This window comes from Citrobacter tructae, from assembly GCF_004684345.1.
Lineage (GTDB): Bacteria > Pseudomonadota > Gammaproteobacteria > Enterobacterales > Enterobacteriaceae > Citrobacter > Citrobacter tructae.
This window is the reverse complement of record NZ_CP038469.1, coordinates 725,378-751,491: the sequence shown is the minus strand read 5'-3', so window position 1 is coordinate 751,491 and position 26,114 is coordinate 725,378. Positions and strand designations below refer to the sequence as shown.

The following is a 26,114-nucleotide window of genomic DNA, read 5'->3' as shown; positions in this document are numbered from 1 at the left end:
AAGCACCGCATCCGGCATGACGCTTAGTGTGTGGCGGGTTTTAGCCCGGCAAGCTCCTCCTGGCTAACCTCGGCATTACCTTCACCCCAGCTATGGCGCACATAGTTGATCACATCGCGCATCTCGCCCTCGGTTAGCAATCCGTTATACGCCGGCATCTTAAACGACACGTTGCCCCGCGTGGTCGGCGTTTCCGCGCCCTGCGAAATGACTCTGAACAGCGGGGTCGGATCGTCAACCATCACCAACGGATTGTTGATAAGTGAAGGCGCGTTGTTATCCGTACCTTTGCCTTCCAGACCGTGACAGGTTGAGCAATAACGGTTGTAGACCACTTTTCCTGCCTGCGGAGAATTCGACCAGGAAGCCGTAGTGACCGCCGCACGCGTCGGCTCCGGCTTGGTACTTTTCAGGCTCAGCAGATACTGTGCAATCGCCGTGGCATCTTCATCCGTCAGGTATTGCGTACTCTCACTGACGACTTCAGCCATCGAGCCCGAAACCGCAGCATGCTTGCTTTTGCCGGTCAGTAACAGCGACGTTAATTCCTGCTCAGACATTCCGGAACCCCTGAGAGACGGCGCATACCAGCCATCAATCATTGCACCGCTCAGATACTCCGCATCGGCATGGGTGTAGGCTTTCTCGTTCATCGCCATCCCTCTCGGGGTATGGCAGGAGCCGCAGTGACCCGGACCCTCAACCAGATAAGCGCCGCGCTGAATCAGCGCAGCATTGGCATCGGTCTTTTTGCTGTCGACAGCAGCAGTTGCTGGCGCATCGGTAAATAACCAGTTCCAGATATGCAGCGGCCAGCGGGCAGAGAAAAGCCACGGAATATCATTCTCTTTATTCGCTGCCGTCGACGGAGTGACATCATGCATAAAATAGCGATACAACGCCTGAACATCCTCGTCGGAGAGCTTCGCGTAAGACGGATATGGCATCGCCGGGTATAGCGGATGGCCATCTTTGGCAATGCCCTGACGCACCGCTTTTTCAAAATCCTCGTAAGAATAGTTACCAATGCCGTGGGTTTTGTCCGGGGTAATATTCGTCGAGAAAATATCCCCCACCGGCGTGGGAAACTTTTTCCCTCCTGCCATAGCGTCCCCACCCTTGGCGGTGTGACAGGCTACGCAGTCTGAAATTCTGGCGATGTACTCACCGTTAGATTCCGCGGCGGAAACCGTCGCGCTAAACAAGCAGGCGATAAGAACGGTTACATTACGCATAGATCACCCCATATCCTTGAGTTCGTTAACCGCACGCCATGCCTGATCAATAGCCGCATGCGCATAAGCGCTCCAGTCGGCATCAGAGTTAGCTATCGCAATTCGGCCTATTGGCTTACGCGCCCGCTCGACGACTTTGTCCATTTTGTCCATATCGTCAAACAGCGGATTGGCGTAATAGGCATAGCCATGCGCCCAGCGGTTAACCGTAATGGCGGAGATATCCCGTTGATTATCAAAACCTGTCGAGCCAAACATCTCCTGCAATTGGCCGCGGATCATCTCTTCATGCGCGGCAAACGTCGTCCCCAGCAGATAGGCACGTCCGAGGCGGAATTGCTCCCTCGCCGGTAAATTACTGCCCGGATACGTCGGCACATAAACCATATGAATGACCATCGGATCGTCCGGGGTCGCCGGGTGCTGATACCCACCAATGCTTACCGGATAGTCGAGCTTAATCCGGCTGTACGGCGCGGCCGGTGAATAAAACTCATGCACGCCGAGTTGCTTGAACGCCTGCCAGTTTTTCACCACCACATTGGTGTACACCAGCGGCGCCTTCACGTTCAACTTGAGATCCGCCTGCTGTTGCTCCGGCGTTTCCGGCACAAGGTATGGGATCATCATGTTATAGCCCGCCATGATGGCATTTTTCGCGCGTACACGATGCATTTTACCATCGCGCAGGTAGGTAACGGCCACGCCATCCGGCATGTTGGCCGCATTTATCACGGTACTGTTCAGGCGCAAACGCGTGGTATTTTCCGGCAGATCCAATTTTTCGTAATGCAGTCTGGCAAGAACGGAATCTTCCATTGTGGTGCCCGGCAAGGCATCCGGCAGCATATATCTGACCATTATTCGCGCCAGGCCCGCGTTGCCGTCGGGGAAGTGATAAACATATGGCTCTTCGAGATCGGCCAGCGATTCGCCGTCCAGCGGCGGTAACCCTAATGCCTCCATGCCCGGCAACGCACACGCCCGTGCATCACTACAGGAAATACCTTCAATGCCGATAGCAAAGAAATCGTTGGAACGCTGCTGGAAATAGAGCAGTGCCATTTTGCTTAAACCGACTTTCGTCGCCAGGAACTCACTGTAGCTGTGGGTATCCAGCCAGTCGATTTTCTCCTCGACCGTCATACCCGGAAGGTAATCGCCAGGGCGCACGTGCAGATCGATAAGCGCTTTTCGATCGCCCTCGCTCAACGGAAAGTCATTAATAAAATCTTCGATATGACGACCATTGAGCCGGTTCGGTGGAATATCGTCGGAGACTGCGCGCCCCGGATCGCCGCTGACTATTTTCGTCTCGCCAAAATTCTTTTGGTCGAAAAAGACACCGCGACTAAGCTGCAAGTCTGGATAGAAGTTGACGTCAAAACTCTCTTTCAGCTTGGTAGCGCTGACGCCGAGTGTTTCCATCAGCGTTTGCACTTCCGGGCTGAAATTGTGCGCCGGAGATTGGAACGACTCACTGCCGCCATAGCCGATCAGTTTTTTACCCGCGACGCTAAATTCGTTACGTTTGGCGTGACCGCCAAAATCGTCATGGTTGTCGAGGATCAGAATCCTGCTGCTTTGCCCGGCGAGTTGACGCCAGAAGCACCCGGCAGCCAGCCCGCTGATCCCCCCGCCGACGATCACCAGGTCATAGTCTTCCTCAACGGGAAGCGCAGCTAAATCAAATTTTTTATGTTCACGACCCAGCGCATGCGCCATTTCAAACGATCCGGGATGGTTACCCCGTAACCCCGTCAAACCAGGCGGATAATAACTTCCATCAATAAATTCGTGCCCCTTTCCTGCCGCTCTGACCAGATCCAGAGGGGTCAGCCCCGCGGCGATGGTGACCGCCACACCGTTGAGAAAATCACGTCGGGTAATTGCCATTAACTTGTCCTTTTGTCACGCACACACTGCCCTAAACACAGCACAAATGAGAGGTTCCCCCTCTCATCAAGGGGGACCGCCGACTACTTCACTGGCTTTAACTCTGCATCCAGTTTTTTAGAATCATAATAATCACCCTGCCAGGTGATTTTCCCTGCTTTAACATGAATATAGCTGACGCCTTCAAATTTGATCGGATTATTTGTCGGCGGACTGCCTGCCCATTCGCCGCTATTTTTACCCGAAAACTCCCAGCGAAATGCCACCGTATCCTCGTCATAGACGGGTTTGCCGATCATTTTCCAGCTGAGATCCGGAACCGCTTTAATAAACGCGCCGATCACTTCTTTCTCGGCTTTTTCTCTGCCGGTTATCGGTTCCCCGGCGGCGGCATCGTAATAGACCGCGTCCTCTGCCAGATACTGCGCGGCAAGCGGCGCGTTATGCGCATTCCATGCCGCCATATACTCATTGACGGTAGTCAGCGGCGAACTGTCTGCCAGGCTAAGTCCCGAGAACATCACCAGAGACAGCGCGGCTATTTTTAATGCTTTCATCGTCTTACCCTCTATTCAGAAATGTCGCACATGATATGTTTCACTCGGGTGTACTCATCGAGTGAATAGGAGGAGAGATCTTTACCGTAGCCGGATTTTTTGAAGCCGCCATGCGGCATTTCAGCGCACAGTGGAATATGGTTGTTGATCCACACCGTGCCAAAATCGAGGTCAATGCAAAAGCGCTGCGCGCGGCTGTGGTTGCTGGTCCAGACGCTCGCCGCCAGGCCATATTCCACGTCATTAGCCTTGTGTAACGCTTCTTCGTCTGTAGAAAACGGTTGAATGGTCATCACCGGGCCAAACACTTCATGCTGAATGGCTTCGTCGTGTTGATGCAGGCCGGAGATTACCGTCGGCTCAAAGTAGAAACCTGGCCCAGATCCTGCTCTTCCGCCGGTTTCAATTTTTGCATGCGCGGGTAAACGCGCAATAAAGCCTTGCACCTGCTCAAGTTGATTTCTGCTGTTCAACGCGCCGTACAACGCATCCTGGTCCTGCGGAGGACCAAATTTGATGCTCTTCGTTTTCTGGATCAGTTTTTCCAGGAACTCGGCATAAACGGACTGCTCCACGAGAATTCGCGTGGCGGCCGTACAGTCCTGCCCGGCATTGAAAAAACCTGCGTTGGTGATCGTCTCAATCGCCTTATCCATATTCGCGTCGGCAAACACCACGGCGGGTGCTTTGCCCCCCAACTCCAGGTGGGCTTTGGTCAGGTTTGCCGCCGCCGAAGCCGCCACCTGCAGGCCGGCGCGTACCGAGCCGGTAATAGAAACCAGCGAGGCTGCCGGGTTTGATACCACCAGCGAACCGGTATTGGCTTTCCCCAGCACCACGTTAAATGCCCCTCTCGGAAATAGCGGCGCGGCCAGCTCTGCCAGCAGCAGCGTGCTGATCGGCGTGGTGTCACTCGGTTTAAGTACCACCGTATTCCCTGCCGCCAGCGCGGGAGCAATCTTCCACACCGCCATCATAAACGGGTAATTCCACGGTGTGACTTGCCCCACAATGCCCAGCGGTTCACGGCGAATGATTGAGGTAAACCCGGCGGAGTACTCACCGGCGGCCTTCCCTTCAAGGCATCGCGCTGCACCGGCAAAAAAGCGGATGGCATCGCAGGATGCCGCGATCTCCTCTTTCTCAATAAAATGGCGCAGCTGACCGGTCTCCTGACTCTGGGCGTTTACCAACCGTTCTACATTGCGTTCGATTTCATCTGCCAGCGCCAGAAGTGCCTTTTGTCGCTGCGCGGGCGTTGATTTTTTCCAGATATTGAACGCTGCCGCGGCTGCCGAGTAGGCCTGATCCACTTCCGCTTTCCCCCCATTGGGCGACAAAGCGTACGTTTCCCCCTCTACCGGGCTCACCAGTTCAAAAGTCTCTTCAGTGCTGCCCGCCACATATTGTCCGTTGATAAAATGCTTCAGGGTTTTCATGACTGTCTCCTGCCCACTAATACATAAAGAATCTTATGTAATATATATATTGTAAAATTTTTTCAAATACGCAACATTGACAGTATGATAAACCTCGCATTTTTAACTTAGATTTTACATTTTAAGCATAGGGTTTTTCATCGCCGTTGACGCGGTGTGCACAGCAGACAATCACGCTATCGGAACACACATCCGTCTGGGCAACGATATTGCGCGCAGGCATGTAAAATAACGCGACTATTCTGACCTTCCTTGCCTGGCGGGCTTGTGTTAGAAAGGGTTGTTGTTTCAGGGAATTGAGTGCAGAAAAGATTATGATTACTCATGCAGTCATATTTGCGCCTATCGGGCAGGTCAGTCGTTCTGACCAGATTGTGCAGCGCCTTTCAAACGCCATCATTACGGGATTGCTCGAGCCAAAAGAGCAACTGCCTAACGAAACCGACCTCGCAAAGATGATGGGTGTCTCACATATCACAATCAGAGAAGCACTCAACACGCTTCGGGCTAATAATCTTATCCATACGGTTCGAGGTCGAAATGGCGGGAGCTTTGTTTGCGAAAACATTGATGGCAAAAATAGCGCCCTGCACCCGTTTAAATCAATCGGTACAGATTACCTCTCCGACTTAGGCGAAATGCACTGCGCCATTATCAGCCATAGCGCCAGGCTGGCTTCTCGTCGTATGACCAACGCGGATATCGCCAAATTTCGCGAGTTTGTTGAGGTGCTGAGAAAGGCTGATTCGCCAGAGTTAATGACCCAGGCCGATATGCGTTGCCTGCTGGCAATTGCTGCCAGTTCGCATTCGGCACGGCTGGCAAACCAGGAGCTACAAGTGCAGGCGGAATGGGCCTCGCTGGTGGCTATCCTCTATCGCTCGGGCAATATTCATGCCGAGATTATCGCGCTCTATTCTGCGTTAGCCGACGCGCTGGCCGCGCATAATGAGGCAGAATCGGTGCAGTTTGCCACCCAGATTATCGACACGTTTACCTATTATCTTATTGAAAAAAAGCTGAAATATAACTCGAACTGACAATCAGTGAAGGTAGGACAGACCCATGAGCTCTTCGACATCCCTAAGCGCATTAATCCGTAAAATTGATGATATTACTGTCTCTACCGTAGAGTCTACCGTTGCGCTGGCGAGGAGCATCCACGAGGCAATTGCCTGGGTGCAAAAAGCTTCAGCAGAGGTCGTCCTCGATCCATCTGTGAGATCTACCGTTCAGCAGCACATCAAGCACACGCTGAATCACAATCATTATTGCTCGGGAGCCGGATTCGCCAGCCATATTGAGAATACGCCGACCAGTAAAGAGTATTGGCTTCTGGAGTGGTGGTATAAGAAAGATAACGGACTGAGTCAGGCACATCTGGATTTAGATCAGGCCACCCAGCAGCGGTTGGATTTCAGAACCTTCGAATGGTTTAAACATTCACCGCCCGCAGGCGAAGCCTATATTCACGGACCGTATGTCGACTATATCTGCAACATTTCGTACACCCTGACCTCGGCGGTCCCCGTTTACTACAACGGGCAGTTCCTTGGCGTCGCTGCCGTCGACCTGTTGGTTAGCCAGATAGAGTCAGAGCTGCTCTCCTGCCCCCAGCCTGATTATGTCATTCTGACTAATCTGGAAAACCGGATTATCTTCTCCAGTTGGCCGCGCTATCGAGTGGGGGAATTACTGTCGCCCGCGAATACCCGCATTGTGTATCAGAGCGACTACTTTATCCTCTACCACTATCAAAGCTAAGGGCCCGAAGGCCCTTGTTTTAATTATCCTGCCCCATATTCAGCTTGTTTGCGTAGGCTATAGCATCATTCTCCGGTGCCGCAGAGCGACCAAACGGACGCGTCAGGAACATGTAGATAAGCCCCGATCCCACGACAATCGCCAGGCCAAACAGCACCGTCCAGCGGTCGATGAAATCACTGCTGTCGGCGGGCTGGGCCAGCAGCCAAATCCCGCACAGCCCATAGGCTAACGCCAGCACGTTGACGATTGTCCCCCAGCCGCCAATGGTCCACTCACCTGCCGGTTTCCAGCCTTTCAGACGCTGGCGCAGCGCAGCAAGCACCACCATCTGGAACGAGATGTAGATACCGATAACGGCAAACGCGGTAATGCGCGACAGATTGTCGGGCTGGAAATAGACCCAGACACAAATGATCACCGGCAGTAAGCAACTGACCACCATGGCATTATCCGGAACGCCATTTTTAGAGATTTTGGACATCCACTCGCTTCCCGGCAGCATTCTGTCTCGGGAGAAGGAGAAGATCAGGCGGCTCAGCGCAGCCTGAAGAGACAGGATACAGGACAGCATGGCGATAATCGCGACGATGATAAAGACAGTCGCACCGGTTTCCCCCAGAGCCTCGTTGAGAATAGCCGGGATCGGATCGGCCGTTTTACCGTTCACAATACTGACCAGATTCGGCGAAGCCAGCAGATATCCCATCACCGAAATGATGGCCGAAATAGCACCGAACACAATGCTCAGGATCATCGCGACCGGGATTTTTTTACTCGGATTCTTCACCTCTTCCGCAACGTTACCGCAGGCTTCAAAACCAAAGAACATAAATAAGCCCATCAGCGCGGCGGACATAAAGGCGGTGGAGTAGCTTCCGTCCTGGGCCAGCACGCCCATTGAATCAAAAATTACCGAGAATGGCTGCGAACGGTGGAAAATCAGCAGATAAATCCCCAGCGCAATCACGCTGACAATCTCACACCAGAAACCAATTTTGGCGACTCTGGCAAGATTCTTCGTCCCGGACATATTCACCGCCATCATCAAAAGCAGCAGCACCACGGACGTTAGCAGCATGGTGGCGGGCGTCTGACCATAATGGAACAGCGACTCGACGAAAGTTGAGGTGTATTCCGCGATCGAGGTGATGGTCACCACCAGCGCCCACAGGTAAATCCAGGCGGCGATCCACGCATATTTTTTCCCCCACAACCGTCTGGCCCAGGGATAAAGCCCCCCGGTAATCGGATACTGAGAAGCCACTTCACCAAACACCAGCGCCACCAGAAGCTGCCCGCACGCGACGATTAATATCCACCACACCGCTGGCGGCCCTGCCAGCGTCACAGCTAGCGCAAACAGCGAATATACGGCGGTTAGCGGCGACAGGTAGGTAAAACCCAGCGCGAAGTTAGAGATAAGTCCGATCGATCGGTTGAACTGTTCTTTGCCATCTTTTTGAAAATTATCGTTTTTATTTTCAGGTATCTGTTCCATATCTCTTTCTCTTATGTGGAATAGTCACAGGGGTGAACGATTAATGTATAAAAGATATTAAGTTATATGTATAGTGATTTTGTCATGATATTGTTAAAAGCGATGGAGTTTTTCTTTAATTTTGAGTTAAATCACGCTGCGCCGTGAACCGGCATTGAGGCGGAGAAACGCATTTAAGAGCAAGAATCGCTGCTGTTCAGCAACATTTTTGCAATATACTGGTGTGATGTTAAACACTGAACCTGAACAGGTGCCTGATGGAAATTGATCTCGATAATCTGGTCTTTGATGGACTCGAGGAAGCACAAGAACGTAACGCAGAACGTCTGGAAGATGCAGACAAAAAAGCGCAAGAAATTATTGCGGATAATGACTGCGGCGACGCCTGCAAAATCTAATCTCTGAACCGGCGTAATGCCGGTTTTTTTACCTCCTGGCTATGCCTCCCCCACGTATCTACATATCCCATCGCGTTTACCCATTGTTAACACCTCTTTCACTAATAACATTTTGTAAATAGATAAGAATTTTTTCTTATTTTGAGTCGTCCATAAGTTATGGGAGCGTAAAAAGCACAAACCAATAACTACAGGGATTTCATTTAATGATGGCAACGAAAATTTACCGCGCTAAAAAAACATTACTGGCACTGAGCGTACTGTTCGCTTCGGGCATAATTGCGTCGCAGGCTCAGGCCGATCAGTTGGCTGATATCAAAGCCGCAGGCGTAGTGAAAGTCGCGACGTTCGACGCTAACCCACCGTTTGGCTCCATCGATGCGAAAACGCACCAAATTGTCGGGTACGACGTTGATTTTGCCGAAGCGCTGGCAAAATCCCTCGGGGTAAAACTGGAGCTGGTGGCGACCAATCCGGCTAACCGCATTCCGCTGTTGCAATCCGGTAAAGCCGATTTGATCGTCGCGGATATCACGATTACGCCGGAGCGGGCGCAGGTCATTGATTTCTCAGCCCCCTACTTTGTCACCGGACAACAGTTCCTGGTGCCTGTCAAATCCCCGAACAAACTTGATGATTACAGTAAGGCACGTATCGGCGCGGTGAAAGGCACCACCGGTGAGCAGGCACTGCATCAGCGCTTCCCACAGTCACGCGTGCTGGCCTATGACGATATTCCGCTGGCACTGACTGCGCTACGTAACGGCAATGTTCAGGCCATCACCCAGGACAGTACCATTCTGGCGGGCCTGTTAGGCGGCGCACCGGATAAAGCGGATTTTAAAATTTTGCCTGACCTGCTGAGCAAAGAAGAGATCGGCGTGGGGGTGAAAAAAGGCGAAACAGCGCTGTTGAACGCGGTTAATAACGAGTTGCTCAGGCTTGAATCGACCGGTCAGGCAGCCAAAATCTATGATGTGTGGTTTGGACCTGAAACCAAAAACCCGCAGCCCCGCGCCTTTAAAATAGAAGCGAAGTAATATGCTCTCCGGTCTGTTTCCGCGATCCGCAGCACCCGCTGCGGACTTTAAGCAGCTGCGTCAGGCGCGGGTCGAGCTGCGTCATGTCCATAAAAGCTATGACGCACACACGGTGTTAAACGACGTCAGCCTGTTGGTAGAGCCTGGAGAAGTGGTCACTATACTTGGCCCTTCCGGCTCAGGGAAATCCACGCTTATTCGCCTCATCAATCAGCTTGAGTCACTCAGCGGAGGCGATATTTTCATTGATGACAAACCGATTGGCCAGCTGCGCGGCGCAGCCTTGCGTCAGTTACGCAGTCGTATTGGCTTTGTGTTTCAGCAGTTCAATCTTTACGCGCATCTGTCGGCACAGCAGAATATCTCGTTAGCGCTAGAGCAGGTTCACGGCTGGAATAAAACGGATGCGAAACGGCGCGCACTTGAGCTGCTGGATCAAGTCGGACTGAGTGAGAAAGCCGGGGCCTACGCCGCGCAGCTTTCCGGCGGGCAGCAGCAGCGCGTCGCCATCGCCCGCGCCCTGGCCTCCTCCCCGCAAATCATCCTGTTTGATGAACCGACCTCCGCGCTGGATCCAGAAATGATCGGCGAAGTGTTGCAAGTGATGAAAAACCTCGCCCATAGCGGCATCACCATGATTGTCGTCACCCATGAAATGCATTTCGCCCGCGAGATTGCTGATCGGGTGGTTTTCATTGATGGCGGTGACATTCTCGAAGTGGCGCCACCCGAGACATTCTTCACTCATCCACAGCACCCAAGAACCCGGCATTTCCTGAAAAAAGTGCTCGACCCGTTACACCAGGAGTCATCGTTATAATGCATGCAATGGACTGGCAGGGAGTGCTGAGCGGGCAACCCCTGCAATGGATAATGTCAGGTTTTCTGACCACGCTATGGGTAACGCTGGCGGGGAGTTTTCTCGCCACTGCGCTGGCCATCTTACTGCTCGGCCTGCGTCTTTCGAGTAATCGCGTCGCCAGTGGCGTGGTCAGCACGTGGGTGTCTGTTTTTCGCAACACACCGCTGCTGGTGCAACTGATGTTCTGGTATTTTGCCGCGTGGAACCTGCTTCCCAGGGATTTTATTACCTTCGTTAATGCGGAGCATCCGTGGTCCATTCTGCCGGGAGATGTCTGGTGGCTAACGCCGGAGTTTCTCTGTTCGTCCTGGGGACTTGGGGTTTTCACTTCTGCGTTTTTGGTTGAGGAAATCGCCTCCGGTTTACAGGCGGTGTCCAACGGACAGCGGGAAGCAGCCGTGGCGCAAGGGTTTTCATCCTGGGCAACCTTACGCCATATTCTGCTCCCTCAGGGGCTGCTGAACGCCTGGCAACCGATAGTTGGGCAGTATCTCAATTTGATGAAGCTCTCTTCGCTTGCCAGCGGTATCGGCTTCGCTGAACTGACCTATCAGGTGCGGCAAATCGAGAGCTATAACGCCCACGCGCTGGAAGCATTTGCCGTCGGAACCGCGCTCTATCTGTTGACCGGTATTGTACTGGGGATGCTGCTTACGCGACTTGGTCCAAGGCCCGTATCCGCAAAGCGAGTCGCGGTGAAACCCCGTGGCTTCAACATCAGGAGTCCACAGCATGATCGCTAATATATCGGTCATAACCGACAATCTGGACTATCTCTTGTGGGGGCGCGTAGCTGAGGGTCAGCCGGGTGGCGTTCTGCTCACGTTGCTGATGGCTATAGGTGCGGCGGTTCTGGCGCTACCCGCCGGGATAATACTCGCCTGCTGCGCCTGGCGATTCTCGGGCGTGGTGCGCAAAGGGCTCTTTATCTGGGCAGAGTTTATTCGCGGCATTCCGCTCATTTTTGTCATTTTCTGGATGTGGTATCTGCTGCCCATGCTGACAGGCAGCGATTTACCGGGCGCGGTGACCGTCACGCTGGCGCTGGCCTGGTTTACCGCGGCCTCGGTGATGCACTCCGTGTATTCTGGCTTAAACTCGCTGCCCGGCGGCCAGTATGAGGCGACGGTGGTTCAGGGATTTCGTCCGTTTCAGGCGCTATGGCTGATTTTACTGCCGCAGGTACTGCGTAACATCCTGCCATCACTCACGGGGATCTTTATTGGCTTACTGAAGGATACGTCGCTGGCGTTTATCGTTAACGTCCCTGAACTGACGACGGTTGCCGGTCAGGTAAACAGTCGCGTACAAGTATACCCGGCGGCGATTTTTGTCTTTACCGGGTTGGTCTACTACCTGCTGTGTTTTGGTCTGGAGAAAGCCGCCCGACGTCAGTTCGCGCTAAAATAACGTCACCGCTCAACAGGCCACAAACTGGTGGTCGTCGTTGAGCCGGTATTTCACTCCGGCGCGGATATTGTTTTCCCCCTCGATGGCAACGGCAAACCGCATTCTCTGCCCGTCGTGATAGGCAAGAGCGGCACACCCACCGGGGCCGAGAATGACCGAGTCGATCTCGCCGGTACTGGCAACGACCGCATTTTCTCCGCTGGCAATAATGTGGACGTTGTCAGCACAATTGGCAATTTTCGACTCTGCGCCAAAGCTGGCAATCTGCGTGAGATCGCCACTACTGGCGATACGATTTCTATCGCCCAATGAACTGATACGCACGCGCATGCCGGTACTGGCGATACGCGTCCCGTCTCCCACGCTGCTGATGCGTGTGGAGTTTCCCGCAACCGCTATTCTGCTGCGATTACCGGAACTGCCAACATGCGTATTGTATCCCACGCTGCCAATACGTGCGCTGTACCCCGCACTGGCAATCTGTGCGGCATACCCGGCACTGGCGATTTTGACGTTATCACCCGCGCTACCGAGACTGTCGCTATCCGTTGCACTTGCCAGTTGTCTGCCGTTATCATCTGCCGTTTGCGGGCAGGCCAGACGCGCCATGGTGCAAATATCCTGCTGCACAAAGCGCGATTCCTCCAGCCATTTAGACCAGCCATATTCCACGAGGCTGTCCGCCCAATCACCAAAACCCTCTCGCTCAAGCGCACGGTGGACATCCGCATAGCTGCCGCCGTCGGGAAATGTGCGCAGAAACCAGCGGTACATTACGGGCCCGACGCGCCAGGCCCGTAAATCACTACAGGTAATTATCATCGCTTAATGCCGGTGATAGCCATCCACCATGCACCTGAAGGTTTCGCCCGGTGTGCGTCCCGTGGTGCAGAGATAAAGATGTCCAAAAATGAAAAACAGACTCACAATCGCCAGCGCAAAGTGCGCCTGTAGCAACCAGTAACGCACGCCCGGGAACAGATCACCCACCACCTGCGGGTAAAGCGAAAGCAAACCGGAAATCAGCAACAGCGGCAACAAACCGTACATCACGCCGACATAGGCTGCCTGCTGTAACGGGTTGAATTTTGACCGCGTAGATGCCGGAAACGGGTGTGCTTCACCCTGCATAATGCCAAACAGATAAAACCGCGTCTGCCGTAGCGCCCGTCCAACCCAGCCCTGACGTTTGATAATGTAATGATGCCCGTTGCCACCGATCAGGTTAATCAGCACAAAGCCAATCCAGCACGCCAGCAGCAAGAAGCCGCAGATTTCATGCACAGCAAGCAGGTTTTTCATTACCGGTGCGCTGACGGCAGAAAAATGATTTACCAGGCCACTGGCCAGCAGCAGCAAAAACAATAACGCATTCGACCAGTGCCACAGGCGAACCGCCTTCGAATACAGATAGACCTTCTCACCGTGACCGGCAGACGCTTTATTGGCAGAACGAAAGCGCAACATGGCGTGTAGCGCCAGCACCAGCCACATACCCACCAGCATTAACCCGGCAATCACCAGCCAGACGGGCCAGTAGTCGGGCTTAAAGAGGGGAACGAACTGCGCGAGCTGTGCGTGAAACTGTTCGGCATTCTGCGACGCGTTCATACATTATCCTTTTTAATCAAATGTTGACCGAACCGACGATACAGATGAGGTTTCCCGGCGCCTGCAAGCTGATACTCATAAAAATTGTTTTCCCGCAGCCAGCTCTGAACCTGTGGGCTGTCTTCACGCCCAAAAATCAGCGCGTGTTCCGGACAAGCGTTCACACAGATAGGCGGGAATCCTTTCGCCAGACGTGATTCGGCGCAGAAGTCACATTTGTCGGCCACTTTGGTTTGCGGATTCAGATAGCGAACCTGATATGGACAGGCACCTATGCAGTAACTGCAGCCAATGCAACGCGAGGCGTCAACCCGCACAATCCCGTTCTCATCACGCCAGGAAGCACCGGTCGGACAAACCTCGATGCAAGGTGCATCGTCACAATGCTGGCAAGACTGGCGGAAATAGTGATACAGCGTTTCGTCGTCGTTATCTGAGACCGGAATATGGGCAATAGACAAACGACTACCCTGGGCAGGAACATGGTTGGTTTTCCTGCACGCACGGGCGCAAATATTACAGCCGTTGCACAATGACTCATCGTGAATCATGACATAACGAACTGCTTTCGTATTTTTGGTACTTGCTAACAAATTTTGACCTGGGCCGGTGAAAAAAATCACCGTCCCCATGCCAATGACAAATTTTCGTCGGGTGAAGGACATCGGGTTATCCTCTAATGCTGTGACAGTGATCGTCCACACGTTCCATGACATTGACCTGAAAAATTCAGGGATTCTGGTACTGCTCAACCTCAAGCCATTCACACAAGCCGTACGCTTTGCCGTAGCTCATAAAGCGCTCACTAAACAGATAAGGTTCCGCATTCGACGCTTCCACTACGCGTATATCTGCGTAATCCGGGTGCGTTTCCATTGCCGTAAGCGCCGCGGTTATCTGCTGAGGTTCAAAGTGATACGGCGGCTGCCCGAGCATGGCGACCTTATAAGGCCGAGGATACGTCCGGCAGTCAAAGCGCACCGCCTCGGCAATCGCCCGGCAGATATCGTTTTCCACAACCTGCACGCACATGTCGGCGTAATTGGCCGTCATGGTCTGCGTCGAGTAGAAATACGCATCTTCAGCGCCCTGCACGCAGGTAATATCCGCCCCGCACGCCTGCTCACGCATCGCGTCCAACAGCAGTGTAAGGTCGGTTTCAGGCATCGAATAAGGCGGTTGTAGAAACACACTGCGCGCCACCAGCTTGCCCGACGCGGAATGCTGGCGGACAAAATCCGCCATTATTGATTCCGCAGTGACGGGCTCTTCGACCTGTGGCGCGTTGCTGCTCGCAGTGGCCGGATTTAACGCCTGTAGCCATTGTCTTTTTTGGCTATCAACCTCATCAGGAAGAGCAGTACTCTCTTCCTCATTGGCGACCAGAACGTTGCTCACGTTAGTCATCTCGCGTTCCTTACGCTGGCAGCAGATTCTGCGCAGCCAGATCGGCTGCCACATCCTCAAGACCGAGGCGATTCAGGGTTTCACGCGTTGGGCAGCCGAATTCCGGGTCCCAGCCCATTTCCTGATAGAACATCGTGAGTGACTGACGCATATCTTCCCGATCCATTTTGTCGGTCCCTTCGGTAAACACCGGGATCTTAGGATCTTTGTCAAAGACCCATGAGCAGATAAGATCGTGTTCATTACGCATGTCTTTGGTTTGCATCAGTTTTACTGTGTAGGCGCGATGCAGCGTAAAGATGCGCTCGGCGGCCAGATCCAGGCTTGCCTGCGTCGTTTCGTCACCTGTCACGGCCTGGAAGAATTTTGCTTCCAGATCCAAATCCCCGCGATAGTTTCGGCTCTTCAGCGGCGAAACCGTCATCGGCCAGACCCAGTTGCACAGTGTGACGGCGTTATGCAGACAGACTTTCAGCAGTGTCCATTTGGCATACTTGATTTTGGCGGCGTTGATCGGGGTGTAGTTTTTGGTTTCGTCATAGGCATCCTGTGAGCCAAACAACTCACCCGCCACCTCGCGCTGTAATTTCAGCGGCAAACCAGAGCCAATGAAGTTGATGTGGGTATGCGCCATACAGTCACGGTTGAACATGCAGTTGGTGATCGCCCCCACCTGTGCAGAGGCTTCGTTGGCATGGTGAACCGGAAAACCAAACGGCGACCACAGTTTGTTCTTGGCATAGCCCCAGTACTCATCGCCTAAATCCCAGCGTTCGGCAATGGCGTATGAACCATCCGCAAGGTGGCTGAGTTCTCCGACGCGATGCGCCAGACGGTAGTAGAAATCTTTAATAAAGTTAGGATCGCCCGCCTCCAGCTGATCCCAACGGATCTCGGCATACTCCTCAGCAGGCAGCACGCGCTTAAAGACTCCTTTGGCGTAGCAGTAGGTAAAATCACGGTGCAGTTGCCCGTAGTTACACCAAATGCCGTAGTCGTCGAACAGGTTCAGGCCAACCAGATTACCCACCACGCGCCCGTCGTCTTTTTCATCAAAATCTTTCGGCCCATTAGGGAAAATGGTGGTGTGTACAAAGTTCGCCACGCAGGTATTACCACCGGTACTCGGTACGCCAAAGTCTTTAACGCGCGGAACATTGAGTTGTGTCATGCAGCGAATCGGGCATGAATGGCAACCGCTCATTTTGACCGTGTATTTTTCAGCAGCCGGTCCGAGATCGAACACTGATTTGTAGGTACGGAAGCCAACGGTATTCTGGTTGCCTGGCGGGATTTCCCCCGTTTCAATCGGGCCACCTTCCGCCGCGCCCCAGAACAGTCCTTTACGCGCCGTCCAACGTGAGTTCGGGGATGAATATTCGGCCCACGCCTGTGGCGTACTTGGTACAACGTGGTTGTTGTTAGCCCCGATAAGCTCAGTCATCATGTAGTCGTTCAGCCGCTTCATCTCTTTGCGGTCAGCGATGTTGACCCCTTTAGTCCCTTCGACCGCAATCGCCTTCAGGTTCTTCGAGCCCATCACGGCACCGGTACCAGCACCGCCGCTGTGGTTACGGCTGTTGATCATACAAGAGAGCGGTACCAAATTTTCTCCCGCCTGACCAATGGCCGTGACGCAGGTTTCCGGGCTGGTGATGCGGCAAATTTCTTCGGTCGTGGCACGCGTACCCTTGCCCCACAGGAAATCTGCTTTTTCAATACTCACCTGGTCATCTTTGATTTTGATCCACACAGGCGATGCCGCTTTACCTTCAATCACAATGGCGTCGTAGCCGGCAAATTTCATTTGCGCCGCAAAAAAGCCGCCCATGTGGGCATCAACCACTAAATTACCTTTGGTAAAGGTCGATAATGAGGTGATATTGACGCGTGAACTGCAGGGAGCGCCCGAACCAGTGAGGGGGCCAGTGGCGAATACCAGTTTATTACCTTCATCAAAAGGTTTGGTGCCTGGCGGGACTTCGTCGTACATGATTTTATAACCAAAGCCCATTCCACCGACAAATTTTTTAAATTTACTGGAATCTTCCAGGGTGATATTACCCGTAGTGAGATTGACCCGTAAAATATTACCTGTCCAACCGTTAGCCATCATTTTTTCCTTTGCAAGAAGGTTTAATAGATATACCCGTCATTTTGCTGGCAGCATTTCTCTGCAAAACTGCGATATTTTTGGCAATTAATGACGCGTATCAGGCAAGCCTGCGATCCATCAAACGGTAATCTCTTTCCACTCGATAATTTTTAATGCTCCAGTCGGACAAGCATTGGCGCATTCCCCACACAAAATACATTTTGAGGATTTTTTGGTTTCGGTATTAACGGTCGCCATCATCCATGGACAAGCCGTGGTGCACGCGCTACAGCCGATACAGCGCTTATGATCCACCGCAATACAGCCGTCTTCCTGTTTCCAGGTAATGGCACCGATCGGGCAGACATTCATACATTGCGGATCTTTGCACTGACGGCAGGTGTCGGCGGTATAATTTAAATCGCCATACAGGCCGCCACCGGAACCGACGCCGTTGTCGCCAAAGAAGAAATTGCGATGGATTTTGATACGGGAAAAGAAGGTGCCAACGGCACCATCGTTATAATTCGTACAGGATATTTCGCAGCGGTGACATCCTGTGCAGCGTGCTCGTTGGGTCACCAGCACCCCTTTCGGCGTGTTAATCAGCCCGACGGTGCCACTGTCGACATCTTCCTGCTTGCAACCAAAAAGTGATAACAGCGCGGGGGCAATGGTTAAACCTGCAAGGCCCTTTCCTGATATCCGCAGAAATTCAAGTCGCGTTAAACCACAATCTAATAATGGACGATCAACCTGGTTCATTTATTTCGCATCCTCTTCGCAAACGCTGTAGCAGCAACACATCCAGTGCGTATTTTATTGCGCGCCGGGCAGGCCAAATCGGGCCATGAATGTTGCCGACAACACGTGATTATTTGCCCTAACCGGATCGTATAAATGACGGTGGTTAAACTGAATGAATCTAATCCTTTAGGGTTAGGCGGATAAATAATGTGGTTATTTACAGCCTATAACCTTGATCGTTATCAATTAAAATTTGGAAGAGGAATAATTAATGCGGAGTGATATTTATTATCATTAAGACAGGTCAAAATAGAATTTCATCTACATTGCAAATATTTGTGATTGTACTTCCAAATATAACCGTACACATCAACCGCTATATAATTAATTACATATTGATAAATGTACTTTACTGTGGAATTTTATTTTCTCCGCTGAATTATCCATATTGATAAAATACCGTTGCAGAATTAAAGGGCGGCAGAAACACACCACCGCCCTTTTTGGGATTAACCGGCTAGCGCTTTAATCACCGTTTCCATGGCTTGTTTTTCTAACTCACTGCGTTGCACACGCTGATTTGCGAGGGTGGTTCTCAGTACACCGGCAATGACGATATGCTTAGGTTCTTGTCCCAGATCGCGCATTTCCAGTACTACTTTACCGACGACTCTGCACATCTCGCGGTACAGTTCGTCGTCTTTGGTCTGATTGCCCATAATTGCCTGCTCGTCATTGACTCAAAACAACAGCATATATCAGTATGGCTTATTAGACAAAAAATCAATGAAAATCAAATAAATGTCATCAATCTACAGAACCTGCTGAAGCCGGTTAACCAGCTCAGCCAGGCTCCCCGCCTGCATCTTTTCCATCACTCTTGCCCGGTGGACCTCAACGGTACGGACCGCAATATTCATTGCGTCTGCGATTTCCCGGTTCATCAATCCTTGTGCCACCAGGCCTGCCAGTTGGCGTTCCTTTGGGGTGAGCTGTTGGTAACAGGCAACAATCTCGTGACGCGAAAATGCCACAATGGAAGCCTGCCGCGCACGCTCCAGCGCGGCCTGAAGCGGCCCGGCAGAAACCGGCTTTTGCAGAAAATCGACCGCCCCGCGTTTCATTTGCTCTACCGCCATCGGAACATCGCCATGTCCGGTGAGAAATACCACCGCCAGCGTGCTGCCGCGTCGTCGCATCTCCTCATGTACGCTTTGTCCGTCCAGCACCGGCATACGCATATCCAGCAATAACACCCCGACCTGATGCAGATTGACCTCGGCAAGGAAGGTTTCCCCCTGCTCCCAGCACCGGACCTCGTATCCCAAACTTTCCAGTAGAAATGCACAGGCCTGGGTGACGGCAACGTCGTCATCCAGCAGATGAATGATCGCCACAACGGTCTCCTTTCGATGTCGGCTTAAAATGTAATCGTACCGCGACGCCCGCCCGACCATCCGGGGCCAACTGATTGTTGATGCTAATCTCCCCACCGGCGTAGCGAACCAGGCGCTGACAAATGACCAGCCCCAGTCCCATCCCTTCTTTGCGGGTGGTCATAAAGGGTTGAAAGGCCTGATAAATCTGGGTTTCATCAATACCTCCGGCATTATCCTGTACCACGATATTGACGCCAGTATCATCACATTGCGCCGTGAACCATACCGTGCTGGCCCCCGCCTGGGCGGCGTTCAGCACCAGATTCGCCAGTACCTGCTCCAGCAGAACGGTGGGCAGCGTTAGCGTTAAGCTGCTGCTGATCGTGGTTTGCAGCGTGACGTCAGGAAATTGCTGCGTCATGCGTAATAATTGCCAGACGTGGTGGACAGCATCACGTACGTTGATCGCCTGCCAGTCATCCATCATCACCGGATTGCCCTGTGCCTGACTGACCCACAAACGCAGATTGCGCAGCGTATCGGCCCCGCGCTGCGCCTGGGCGTCAATCTGTTCAAGCGCGGGTAACAGCGGATGCTGTTGATCCTGGCCGCGCAGGCGAATCAGACAGCCTTGCGCATAGTGACGAATAGCCGAGAGCGGCTGATTGAGTTCATGGGCAAACCCGGACGTCATCTCACCGAGGACACTCATTTGGCGCGCGGTTTCCAGCGCCTGCTCCTGTTTACGCAACAACACACTGTTACGCTCCAGCAGCCTGCCGCGACGACGTACCAACAGCATCACCCAGATGTAGTTGAGCATGAGCAAAAGCAGAACCACCGCGGCGGCCCCCATTGCCAACTGATGCTGGATAAACCAGCTTTTGATATCCAGCCACAGTTGACGCTGCTGCGGATGTTGGCGAACGTCGCGTAGCAACGTTTCTACCTCGCGAGTCGAGGCGGGAGCCCCCCAGCGGAAAGGTGCGTTTTGCGGTGCGTTAAACAGGACCCGGGTGACGCGATCGGCAAGTTCATCGCTAACCGAGGGCAGCGCAGCGAAGGACCAGTCAGGATAGAGCGGCGTGCTGGTCAGGCAGGGAATCGACGTTGGGTGGTTGAGTACCGCCATAAAATCTGCTTTATGGATGAGCCCTTCTTCATCCATTTTTTCCAGCAGACACGCCGGCACAATCACTGCCTGAACGGCTTTCTCACGTAATAAATACACTAATGCATCGGCGGGAAAGCCAGTAAATCTCAGGCGCAGATCGCGCTCGGGGCGTAACCCCGCATCGCTGAGTGCTTTATAACCCAGCAAATAACCGCCAAATGCCTGGGCATCGATCGCCCCCACCGTTTTACCGATCAGATCGTGTGCAGACGTAATTCCGCTATCACGCCTGACCAGGATCGTACTGCCAATCACATTGCTGGTCGCTTTGCCGCCCCGGGTGGAGCGTAAAGATGCCAGCCAGCGTAGCGCAGCACGATTGTTTAACTGCACAAATTGCGCGGGATTGGTCACCACAAACTGCACCGTTCCCCGGTTCACGGCATCCTGCATCTGGTGCAGATCCAGCGGTTGAATATGAAACTGCTCACCGGAGATTTGCTGATTCAGCAGTGTTTCCAACGGCTGCCAGTGGCTGCGTGTCGAGACCTCCCCACGCATGGCCAAAACGCCAATGTTCCAGGTTTGCGACCAGGCCGTTGTGCTCATCATCCACAACGATGCCAGCACCGTCAGGCATCTTACTACTTTACATCCCACGCAATTATCCCTGTTATTTATGTTGTTTTAGATCAACAACAAGCCGGGTATGTGGTTAACCACAATAGAGCTGCCCCCGCCACGATTTTTACACTGTAAATCATCAAGATTCTTTATTCATCACACGCAAACCAACGGCGTGACCAATGTTTCGTTGTTGCATCGTGACGGGAGAAAATATGGACAGTAGTAAACGGCAGTTTCTCCAGCAACTGGGCGTTCTGACCGCGGGCGCATCCCTAGTTCCCCTGGCTCAGGCCCAATTTCCCTACTCGCCCGAACGCCATGAAGGTTCGCGTCAGCATCGCTATGGCATGCTGATTGATCTGAGACGGTGTATCGGCTGTCAGGCCTGTACCGTCAGCTGCGCCATTGAAAACCAGACTCCTCAGGGAGCGTTTCGTACCAACGTCAACCAATATCAGGTACAGCTTAAGGGCCAGCAAAGCGTCACCAACGTTCTGCTACCGCGCCTGTGCAACCATTGCGATAACCCGCCCTGTGTCCCCGTATGTCCGGTGCAGGCCACCTTCCAGCGTGAAGATGGCATTGTCGTGGTCGACAATACGCGCTGCGTGGGCTGCGCCTACTGCGTGCAAGCCTGTCCGTACGATGCACGGTTTATTAACCATGAAACACAGACCGCCGATAAATGCACATTCTGCGTGCACCGACTGGAAGCCGGGCTACTTCCTGCCTGCGTGGAGTCCTGCGTTGGCGGCGCGCGCATCATTGGCGATTTAAAAGATCCACACAGTCGGATTTCGCAGATGCTGCACGATCATCATGACGCCATCAAAGTCCTGAAACCGGAAAGCGGCACCTCACCTCATGTGTTCTATCTGGGGCTGGATGACGCCTTTGTCACCCCGCTGATGGGACGTGCTCAACCCGCTCTGTGGCAGGAGGTTTAAATGACCCATTCATTGATTATCGAAGAGGTGCTGGCCCATCCGCAGGAGGTAAGCTGGCTGCCCTGGGCGGTACAGTATTTCTTTTTCATCGGCATTGCCGCCTGCGCGGCGCTGTTCGCCTGCGTACTGCACTGGCGTAAAAACACGCAACCGCAGCTAGAAAACCTGACGCTGCTGATCGCCCTGACCTGTGCCATTACCGCTCCGCTGGCACTGACGGCGGACCTGCACCAGACCGCACGTGTCTGGCATTTTTACGCATATCCGACACCGTGGTCATGGATGCCGTGGGGCGCACTGTTTTTACCGCTGTTCACCGGGTTTCTTGGGCTGTGGTTCCTGGCTCAGCAGATCAAACATTTTACGCAAAAAAGTTACAGCGTCACTAAATGGTTAGCCGTGGGCAGCGCGCTCTCAGCCATCGGACTACTGGTGTATACCAGTCGCGAAGTCTCAGTGGTACAGGCGCGCCCCATCTGGTTCAGCTACGCCTTCCCGCTGGCGATGTTCCTCAGCGCGCTGCAAACCTTCTTCGCCCTGCTTATCGCCAGCGTAAACAGCGAAAGCACACTGCCACGCAAACTGGCGTGGGGGCAGATTACAACGTTGATCCTATTGGCAATCGTGATGGCGGTGTGGGTAAGCGGCGATACGCTTTCTGGCTCAGCTATCCGCCAATGGCTGGATGTCGCCGCTTCTGCACGGCACTACGCCACCGGTTGGGTGGTGCTGTGGGTTATCTCTCTGGGCCTTTGCGGGTGGGCAATACGTCACCCATCGTCATTACCGCTGCGTATTACGCTGGCCTTCAGCGCCATGGCGCTGTGCTGGCTGATGCGCTGGACGATACTAATTCAGGTGCAGACCCTCCCGAAATTTAACGCGCAATTTAACCCTTACACCCTGCCCGGCGGCACCGATGGCTGGCTAGCCATTGTGGGCACCTTTGGCCTGTGGATTGCGCTAATCATTATTGTTCGTGAAGCCCTGAACGCCATCGCAAGGAGAATACAACATGGCTAATTTAACCCGTCGTCAGTGGCTGAAAGTCGGTCTCGCCGTTGGCGGGATGGTGACCTTTGGCCTGAGTTATCGAGATGTTGCAAAGCGCGCGATTGACGGTTTACTGGATGGCTCCTCAGGAAAAATCACCCGCGATCGCATCTTCGGTAATGCGTTGATCCCCGAAGCCAACGCCCAGCCGCGCTGGCAGCAGAACCCGCAGCAGGTGATCTCCATGACCCAGTGTTTCGGCTGCTGGACCCAGTGCGGTGTTCGGGTACGCGTCGACAGCAAAGAGGGCAAAGTGCTACGCATTGCGGGCAACCCGTATCATCCGTTGTCACATGAACATCACATTGACTCTGCTGTTCCGTTTGCCACGGCAATGGAACAACTGGCGGGCGAAAGCGGTCTTGATGCGCGTTCCACCGCCTGCGCCAGGGGCGCAACTCTGCTCGAAGGCCTGTACAGTCCGCTGCGTATTCTGGAACCGATGAAGCGTGTCGGTAAGCGTGGCGAAGGAAAATGGCAGCGCATCAGCTTTGAGCAACTGATCAAAGAGGTGGTGGAAGGTGGTGATCTGTTTGGCGAGGGTCACGTTGACGGCCTGCGGGCCATCCACGCTCCCACGACCCCGATAGATGCCAAACATCCCGGCTTTGGCCCGAAATCCAATCAGTTACTGGTCACCAATACCAGCGACGAGGGACGCGATACGTTTATACGCCGCTTCGCGTTGAACAGTTTCGGCAGTAAAAACTTCGGCGCGCACGGCGCGTATTGTGGGCTGGCATATCGAGCTGGCTCCGGTGCATTAATGGGGGATCTGGATAAAAACACCCACGTTAAACCGGACTGGGACAACGTTGAGTTTGCGTTGTTCATGGGTACCTCCCCGGCACAGTCAGGTAACCCGTTTAAGCGTCAGGCTCGCCAGCTCGCCAGCGCCCGTTTGCGTAATGATTTCCAGTATGTCGTCGTCGCGCCCGCCCTGCCGTTAACCACAGTGCTGGCAGACGATCGTGGGCACTGGCAACCCGTGAACCCGGGAAGCGATTCCGCGCTGGCGATGGGGATGATCCGCTGGATAATCGAAAAGCAGTGTTACAACGTCGATTACCTTGCCATCCCAAGCGTACAGGCCATGCAGCAGGCCGGAGAAAAAAGCTGGACCAACGCCACGCATCTGGTGATTACCGATGAGATCCCAACGCTTGCCGGGCAGCATCTCACGCTCGCACATCTGAACACCGGCGCGGCCAGTGAACCACTGGTCATTAACGAGGCTGGCGAAATGGTGGCTGCCAGCAACTGTCAACGCGCACAACTGTTGGTGACACGCGAAGTGACGCTGGCTGACGGGCAAACCGTGACGGTCAAAAGCGGATTCCAGCGTCTGAAAGAGTCCTCCGAAAAGCTTTCGCTGGCGCAATATAGTCAGCAGTGCGGCGTGTCGGAGGCCAAAATAGGCGCACTGGCGGACGCATTCACCCGCCACGGACGTAAAGCTGCGGTAATCACCCACGGCGGGATGATGGCGGGCAATGGATTTTACAACGCCTGGGCTGTGATGATGCTGAATGCGCTGATTGGCAACCTTAGTCTTGAAGGCGGCGTGTTTGTTGGCGGCGGTAAGTTCAACGGTGCCACCGATGGGCCGCGCTACAATATGGACAGCTTCGCCGGAAAGGTGAAACCTAAAGGCTTAAGCATCGCGCGCAGCAAAACCGCCTATGAATCCTCTGAAGAGTACCGTAATAAAGTGGCCGCCGGACAATCGCCCTTCCCGGCAAAAGCCCCGTGGTATCCGTTTGTCGCAGGGCAACTGACCGAACTCCTCGTCTCAGCGCTCGAAGGCTACCCTTACCCGTTAAAAGCCTGGATCTCCAACATGACCAACCCGTTCTACGGAATTGCAGGGTTGCGCGGCGTGGCGGAAGAAAAGCTCAAGGATCCGGCGCGTCTCCCACTGTTTATCGCCATTGACGCTTTTATGAACGAAACCACTGCACTGGCGGATTATATTGTTCCGGATACCCATAACTTCGAAAGCTGGGGGTTCAGCGCACCGTGGGCAGGCGTCGCCAGCAAAGCCACTACCGCTCGCTGGCCTGTCGTTGCGCCCGCCACCAGCAGGACCGCCGACGGTCAACCGGTATCCATGGAGTCGTTCTGCATCGCAGTGGCAAAACGCATCGGACTGCCGGGCTTTGGCGACAACGCCATAACCGACCCGCAAGGTAATCACTATCCGCTGAACCGCGCAGAAGATTACTACCTTAGGATCGCCGCTAACATTGCGTTTATGGGTAAAGCACCGGTTGCCGAAGCCGCACCGGAAGATATCTCGCTGACCGGTATGACACGGATCCTGCCAGTCATCACTCAAACGCTGAAAGCCGACGAAATCCGTCGCGTGGCGTTCGTTTTCTCGCGCGGAGGTCGCTTTGCGCCGGACAACAGCGGGCGGCTCGATAACCGAGTCGGTAATGCGTGGGAGAAACCGCTACAAATCTGGAACGCGGACGTCGCCGCGCACCGCCATGCGATTACCGGCGAACGCTACAGCGGCTGTCCGGCCTGGTATCCTTCACGCCTCTCTGACGGGCGCTCTGTGGACGAATTATTCCCGCTACAGGAGTGGCCGCTGAAGATGATCTCCTTTAAGTCCAATACCATGTCCAGCGCATCAGCGGTGATCCCGCGTTTACACCATCTCAAACCGGTGAACCTGGTGGCGCTCAATCCGCAGGACGGCGAGCGTTATGGCGTGTCCCACGGCGATACGATACGCATCATTACGCCGGGTGGACAAGCCCAAGCGCAGGTCAGCCTGCTTAACGGCGTAATGCCGGGCGTCATTGCGATTGAACATGGCTACGGACATAAAGAAATGGGTGCGGCACAGCACACGCTCGACGGGGAGCCGATGCCGTTTGATGAAAAGATAAAATCGGGAATTAATATTAACGATCTGGGTTTTGCCGACCCAACACGTCTGGTAGCCAATACCTGGCTGGACTGGGTGTCGGGCGCATCTGTGCGCCAGGGGCTTCCGGCGAAAATTGAACGAGTCTAACCCT

24 protein-coding genes are annotated in these 26,114 nt (G+C 53.6%); 10 read left to right on the top strand and 14 right to left on the bottom strand.

Annotated elements, in window-relative coordinates; all coding sequences use genetic code 11:
- Positions 1-23 precede the first annotated feature (23 nt).
- The 4 genes from E4Z61_RS04215 to E4Z61_RS04200 form a co-directional block, all read right to left on the bottom strand.
- Positions 24-1,235: a c-type cytochrome gene (locus E4Z61_RS04215; protein ID WP_135321671.1), complete on the bottom strand. Its 1,212-nt coding sequence runs from the start codon at positions 1,233-1,235 to the stop codon at positions 24-26.
- A gap of 3 nt (positions 1,236-1,238) precedes the next feature.
- Positions 1,239-3,131, bottom strand: a complete 1,893-nt coding sequence (locus E4Z61_RS04210) for an NAD(P)-binding protein (protein ID WP_135321670.1) — start codon at positions 3,129-3,131, stop codon at positions 1,239-1,241.
- 83 nt (positions 3,132-3,214) lie between these two features.
- Complete coding sequence (locus E4Z61_RS04205; RefSeq protein WP_135321669.1) at positions 3,215-3,688, bottom strand: ester cyclase; 474 nt, start codon at positions 3,686-3,688, stop codon at positions 3,215-3,217.
- Positions 3,689-3,699: 11 nt separating this feature from the next.
- Positions 3,700-5,127: a gamma-aminobutyraldehyde dehydrogenase gene (locus E4Z61_RS04200; protein ID WP_135321668.1), complete on the bottom strand. Its 1,428-nt coding sequence runs from the start codon at positions 5,125-5,127 to the stop codon at positions 3,700-3,702.
- A 314-nt stretch (positions 5,128-5,441) separates the two neighbouring features.
- Between E4Z61_RS04200 and E4Z61_RS04195 the strand changes: the two genes are divergently transcribed.
- Both E4Z61_RS04195 and E4Z61_RS04190 read left to right on the top strand, forming a co-directional pair.
- Complete coding sequence (locus tag E4Z61_RS04195) at positions 5,442-6,167, top strand: FadR/GntR family transcriptional regulator (RefSeq protein ID WP_135321667.1); 726 nt, start codon at positions 5,442-5,444, stop codon at positions 6,165-6,167.
- Between the two features lie 25 nt (positions 6,168-6,192).
- Positions 6,193-6,891 carry a cache domain-containing protein gene (locus tag E4Z61_RS04190; protein ID WP_135321666.1) on the top strand — a complete coding sequence of 233 codons (699 nt, stop codon included), beginning with the start codon at positions 6,193-6,195 and terminating at the stop codon, positions 6,889-6,891.
- A 19-nt stretch (positions 6,892-6,910) separates the two neighbouring features.
- On the opposite strand, the gene E4Z61_RS04185 is transcribed toward E4Z61_RS04190, so the two are convergent.
- Positions 6,911-8,392, bottom strand: a complete 1,482-nt coding sequence (locus tag E4Z61_RS04185) for an APC family permease (protein WP_135321665.1) — start codon at positions 8,390-8,392, stop codon at positions 6,911-6,913.
- Between the two features lie 257 nt (positions 8,393-8,649).
- Here E4Z61_RS04185 and E4Z61_RS04180 point away from each other — a divergent pair, with 257 nt between their 5' ends.
- The 5 genes from E4Z61_RS04180 (at position 8,650) to E4Z61_RS04160 (ending at position 12,102) form a co-directional block, all read left to right on the top strand.
- Positions 8,650-8,790: a hypothetical protein gene (locus E4Z61_RS04180; RefSeq protein ID WP_003832695.1), complete on the top strand. Its 141-nt coding sequence runs from the start codon at positions 8,650-8,652 to the stop codon at positions 8,788-8,790.
- A gap of 206 nt (positions 8,791-8,996) precedes the next feature.
- Entirely contained in the window at positions 8,997-9,830 is an 834-nt protein-coding gene (locus E4Z61_RS04175) for an ABC transporter substrate-binding protein (protein WP_135321664.1), read from the top strand.
- A gap of 1 nt (position 9,831) precedes the next feature.
- Positions 9,832-10,650 carry an amino acid ABC transporter ATP-binding protein gene (locus tag E4Z61_RS04170; protein WP_135321663.1) on the top strand — a complete coding sequence of 273 codons (819 nt, stop codon included), beginning with the start codon at positions 9,832-9,834 and terminating at the stop codon, positions 10,648-10,650.
- The gene (locus E4Z61_RS04165; protein WP_135321662.1) at positions 10,650-11,435 is read left to right on the top strand and encodes an amino acid ABC transporter permease; all 786 of its coding nucleotides are present in this window, start codon (positions 10,650-10,652) and stop codon (positions 11,433-11,435) included. The genes E4Z61_RS04170 and E4Z61_RS04165 overlap by 1 nt, the downstream gene beginning before the upstream one ends.
- On the top strand, positions 11,425-12,102 hold the full coding sequence (locus tag E4Z61_RS04160) for an amino acid ABC transporter permease (protein ID WP_135321661.1): 678 nt from the start codon (positions 11,425-11,427) through the stop codon (positions 12,100-12,102). The genes E4Z61_RS04165 and E4Z61_RS04160 overlap by 11 nt, the downstream gene beginning before the upstream one ends.
- A gap of 9 nt (positions 12,103-12,111) precedes the next feature.
- On the opposite strand, the gene ydhT is transcribed toward E4Z61_RS04160, so the two are convergent.
- From ydhT to ttrS, 9 genes are all read right to left on the bottom strand, one after another.
- The gene (gene ydhT / locus E4Z61_RS04155) at positions 12,112-12,924 is read right to left on the bottom strand and encodes a protein YdhT (protein WP_135321660.1); all 813 of its coding nucleotides are present in this window, start codon (positions 12,922-12,924) and stop codon (positions 12,112-12,114) included.
- A gap of 3 nt (positions 12,925-12,927) precedes the next feature.
- A complete protein-coding gene (gene phsC, locus E4Z61_RS04150) occupies positions 12,928-13,713 on the bottom strand; it encodes a thiosulfate reductase cytochrome B subunit (protein ID WP_135321659.1) in 786 nt (261 codons plus the stop codon).
- Positions 13,710-14,378, bottom strand: coding sequence for a 4Fe-4S dicluster domain-containing protein (locus tag E4Z61_RS04145; RefSeq protein WP_135321658.1), 669 nt, complete (start codon positions 14,376-14,378; stop codon positions 13,710-13,712). Before E4Z61_RS04145 ends, phsC begins: the two co-directional genes overlap by 4 nt.
- Positions 14,379-14,442: 64 nt before the next feature.
- Positions 14,443-15,120, bottom strand: a complete 678-nt coding sequence (locus E4Z61_RS04140; protein ID WP_135321657.1) for a YdhW family putative oxidoreductase system protein — start codon at positions 15,118-15,120, stop codon at positions 14,443-14,445.
- A gap of 10 nt (positions 15,121-15,130) precedes the next feature.
- On the bottom strand, positions 15,131-17,233 hold the full coding sequence (locus E4Z61_RS04135) for an aldehyde ferredoxin oxidoreductase (RefSeq protein ID WP_135321656.1): 2,103 nt from the start codon (positions 17,231-17,233) through the stop codon (positions 15,131-15,133).
- A gap of 120 nt (positions 17,234-17,353) precedes the next feature.
- Entirely contained in the window at positions 17,354-17,980 is a 627-nt protein-coding gene (locus E4Z61_RS04130; RefSeq protein WP_135321655.1) for a ferredoxin-like protein, read from the bottom strand.
- Between the two features lie 491 nt (positions 17,981-18,471).
- The gene (fumD, locus tag E4Z61_RS04125) at positions 18,472-18,681 is read right to left on the bottom strand and encodes a fumarate hydratase FumD (protein ID WP_096757203.1); all 210 of its coding nucleotides are present in this window, start codon (positions 18,679-18,681) and stop codon (positions 18,472-18,474) included.
- Positions 18,682-18,774: 93 nt separating this feature from the next.
- Positions 18,775-19,359 (bottom strand): tetrathionate respiration response regulator TtrR, encoded by a 585-nt coding sequence (gene ttrR / locus E4Z61_RS04120; RefSeq protein ID WP_135321654.1) that lies wholly within the window; start codon positions 19,357-19,359, stop codon positions 18,775-18,777.
- Entirely contained in the window at positions 19,334-21,067 is a 1,734-nt protein-coding gene (gene ttrS / locus E4Z61_RS04115; protein ID WP_420808704.1) for a tetrathionate respiration histidine kinase TtrS, read from the bottom strand. Before ttrS ends, ttrR begins: the two co-directional genes overlap by 26 nt.
- A gap of 227 nt (positions 21,068-21,294) precedes the next feature.
- Here ttrS and ttrB point away from each other — a divergent pair, with 227 nt between their 5' ends.
- From ttrB to ttrA, 3 genes are read left to right on the top strand one after another with little or no spacing between them, the layout of a single operon-like run.
- Positions 21,295-22,029, top strand: coding sequence for a tetrathionate reductase subunit TtrB (ttrB, locus tag E4Z61_RS04110; protein ID WP_167817520.1), 735 nt, complete (start codon positions 21,295-21,297; stop codon positions 22,027-22,029).
- Complete coding sequence (gene ttrC, locus E4Z61_RS04105) at positions 22,030-23,052, top strand: tetrathionate reductase subunit TtrC (RefSeq protein WP_135321652.1); 1,023 nt, start codon at positions 22,030-22,032, stop codon at positions 23,050-23,052. It abuts the gene before it with no gap.
- Entirely contained in the window at positions 23,045-26,110 is a 3,066-nt protein-coding gene (gene ttrA / locus E4Z61_RS04100) for a tetrathionate reductase subunit TtrA (protein ID WP_135321651.1), read from the top strand. The genes ttrC and ttrA overlap by 8 nt, the downstream gene beginning before the upstream one ends.
- Positions 26,111-26,114 lie beyond the last annotated feature (4 nt).

What these genes read in the sequence shown, in the direction of transcription:
- ydhT (WP_135321660.1), bottom strand. Translation starts at nt 12,924, where the DNA reads ATGATAATTACCTGTAGTGATTTACGGGCCTGGCGCGTCGGGCCCGTA.
- ttrB (WP_167817520.1), top strand. Translation starts at nt 21,295, where the DNA reads ATGGACAGTAGTAAACGGCAGTTTCTCCAGCAACTGGGCGTTCTGACC.
- ttrC (WP_135321652.1), top strand. Translation starts at nt 22,030, where the DNA reads ATGACCCATTCATTGATTATCGAAGAGGTGCTGGCCCATCCGCAGGAG.
- E4Z61_RS04140 (WP_135321657.1), bottom strand. Translation starts at nt 15,120, where the DNA reads ATGACTAACGTGAGCAACGTTCTGGTCGCCAATGAGGAAGAGAGTACT.
- E4Z61_RS04210 (WP_135321670.1), bottom strand. Translation starts at nt 3,131, where the DNA reads ATGGCAATTACCCGACGTGATTTTCTCAACGGTGTGGCGGTCACCATC.
- E4Z61_RS04180 (WP_003832695.1), top strand. Translation starts at nt 8,650, where the DNA reads ATGGAAATTGATCTCGATAATCTGGTCTTTGATGGACTCGAGGAAGCA.
- E4Z61_RS04215 (WP_135321671.1), bottom strand. Translation starts at nt 1,235, where the DNA reads ATGCGTAATGTAACCGTTCTTATCGCCTGCTTGTTTAGCGCGACGGTT.
- fumD (WP_096757203.1), bottom strand. Translation starts at nt 18,681, where the DNA reads ATGGGCAATCAGACCAAAGACGACGAACTGTACCGCGAGATGTGCAGA.
- E4Z61_RS04205 (WP_135321669.1), bottom strand. Translation starts at nt 3,688, where the DNA reads ATGAAAGCATTAAAAATAGCCGCGCTGTCTCTGGTGATGTTCTCGGGA.
- ttrS (WP_420808704.1), bottom strand. Translation starts at nt 21,067, where the DNA reads ATGATGAGCACAACGGCCTGGTCGCAAACCTGGAACATTGGCGTTTTG.
- E4Z61_RS04145 (WP_135321658.1), bottom strand. Translation starts at nt 14,378, where the DNA reads ATGTCCTTCACCCGACGAAAATTTGTCATTGGCATGGGGACGGTGATT.
- E4Z61_RS04200 (WP_135321668.1), bottom strand. Translation starts at nt 5,127, where the DNA reads ATGAAAACCCTGAAGCATTTTATCAACGGACAATATGTGGCGGGCAGC.
- E4Z61_RS04195 (WP_135321667.1), top strand. Translation starts at nt 5,442, where the DNA reads ATGATTACTCATGCAGTCATATTTGCGCCTATCGGGCAGGTCAGTCGT.
- E4Z61_RS04165 (WP_135321662.1), top strand. Translation starts at nt 10,650, where the DNA reads ATGCATGCAATGGACTGGCAGGGAGTGCTGAGCGGGCAACCCCTGCAA.
- E4Z61_RS04185 (WP_135321665.1), bottom strand. Translation starts at nt 8,392, where the DNA reads ATGGAACAGATACCTGAAAATAAAAACGATAATTTTCAAAAAGATGGC.
- E4Z61_RS04170 (WP_135321663.1), top strand. Translation starts at nt 9,832, where the DNA reads ATGCTCTCCGGTCTGTTTCCGCGATCCGCAGCACCCGCTGCGGACTTT.
- ttrA (WP_135321651.1), top strand. Translation starts at nt 23,045, where the DNA reads ATGGCTAATTTAACCCGTCGTCAGTGGCTGAAAGTCGGTCTCGCCGTT.
- E4Z61_RS04135 (WP_135321656.1), bottom strand. Translation starts at nt 17,233, where the DNA reads ATGGCTAACGGTTGGACAGGTAATATTTTACGGGTCAATCTCACTACG.
- E4Z61_RS04175 (WP_135321664.1), top strand. Translation starts at nt 8,997, where the DNA reads ATGATGGCAACGAAAATTTACCGCGCTAAAAAAACATTACTGGCACTG.
- E4Z61_RS04160 (WP_135321661.1), top strand. Translation starts at nt 11,425, where the DNA reads ATGATCGCTAATATATCGGTCATAACCGACAATCTGGACTATCTCTTG.
- E4Z61_RS04130 (WP_135321655.1), bottom strand. Translation starts at nt 17,980, where the DNA reads ATGAACCAGGTTGATCGTCCATTATTAGATTGTGGTTTAACGCGACTT.
- E4Z61_RS04190 (WP_135321666.1), top strand. Translation starts at nt 6,193, where the DNA reads ATGAGCTCTTCGACATCCCTAAGCGCATTAATCCGTAAAATTGATGAT.
- phsC (WP_135321659.1), bottom strand. Translation starts at nt 13,713, where the DNA reads ATGAACGCGTCGCAGAATGCCGAACAGTTTCACGCACAGCTCGCGCAG.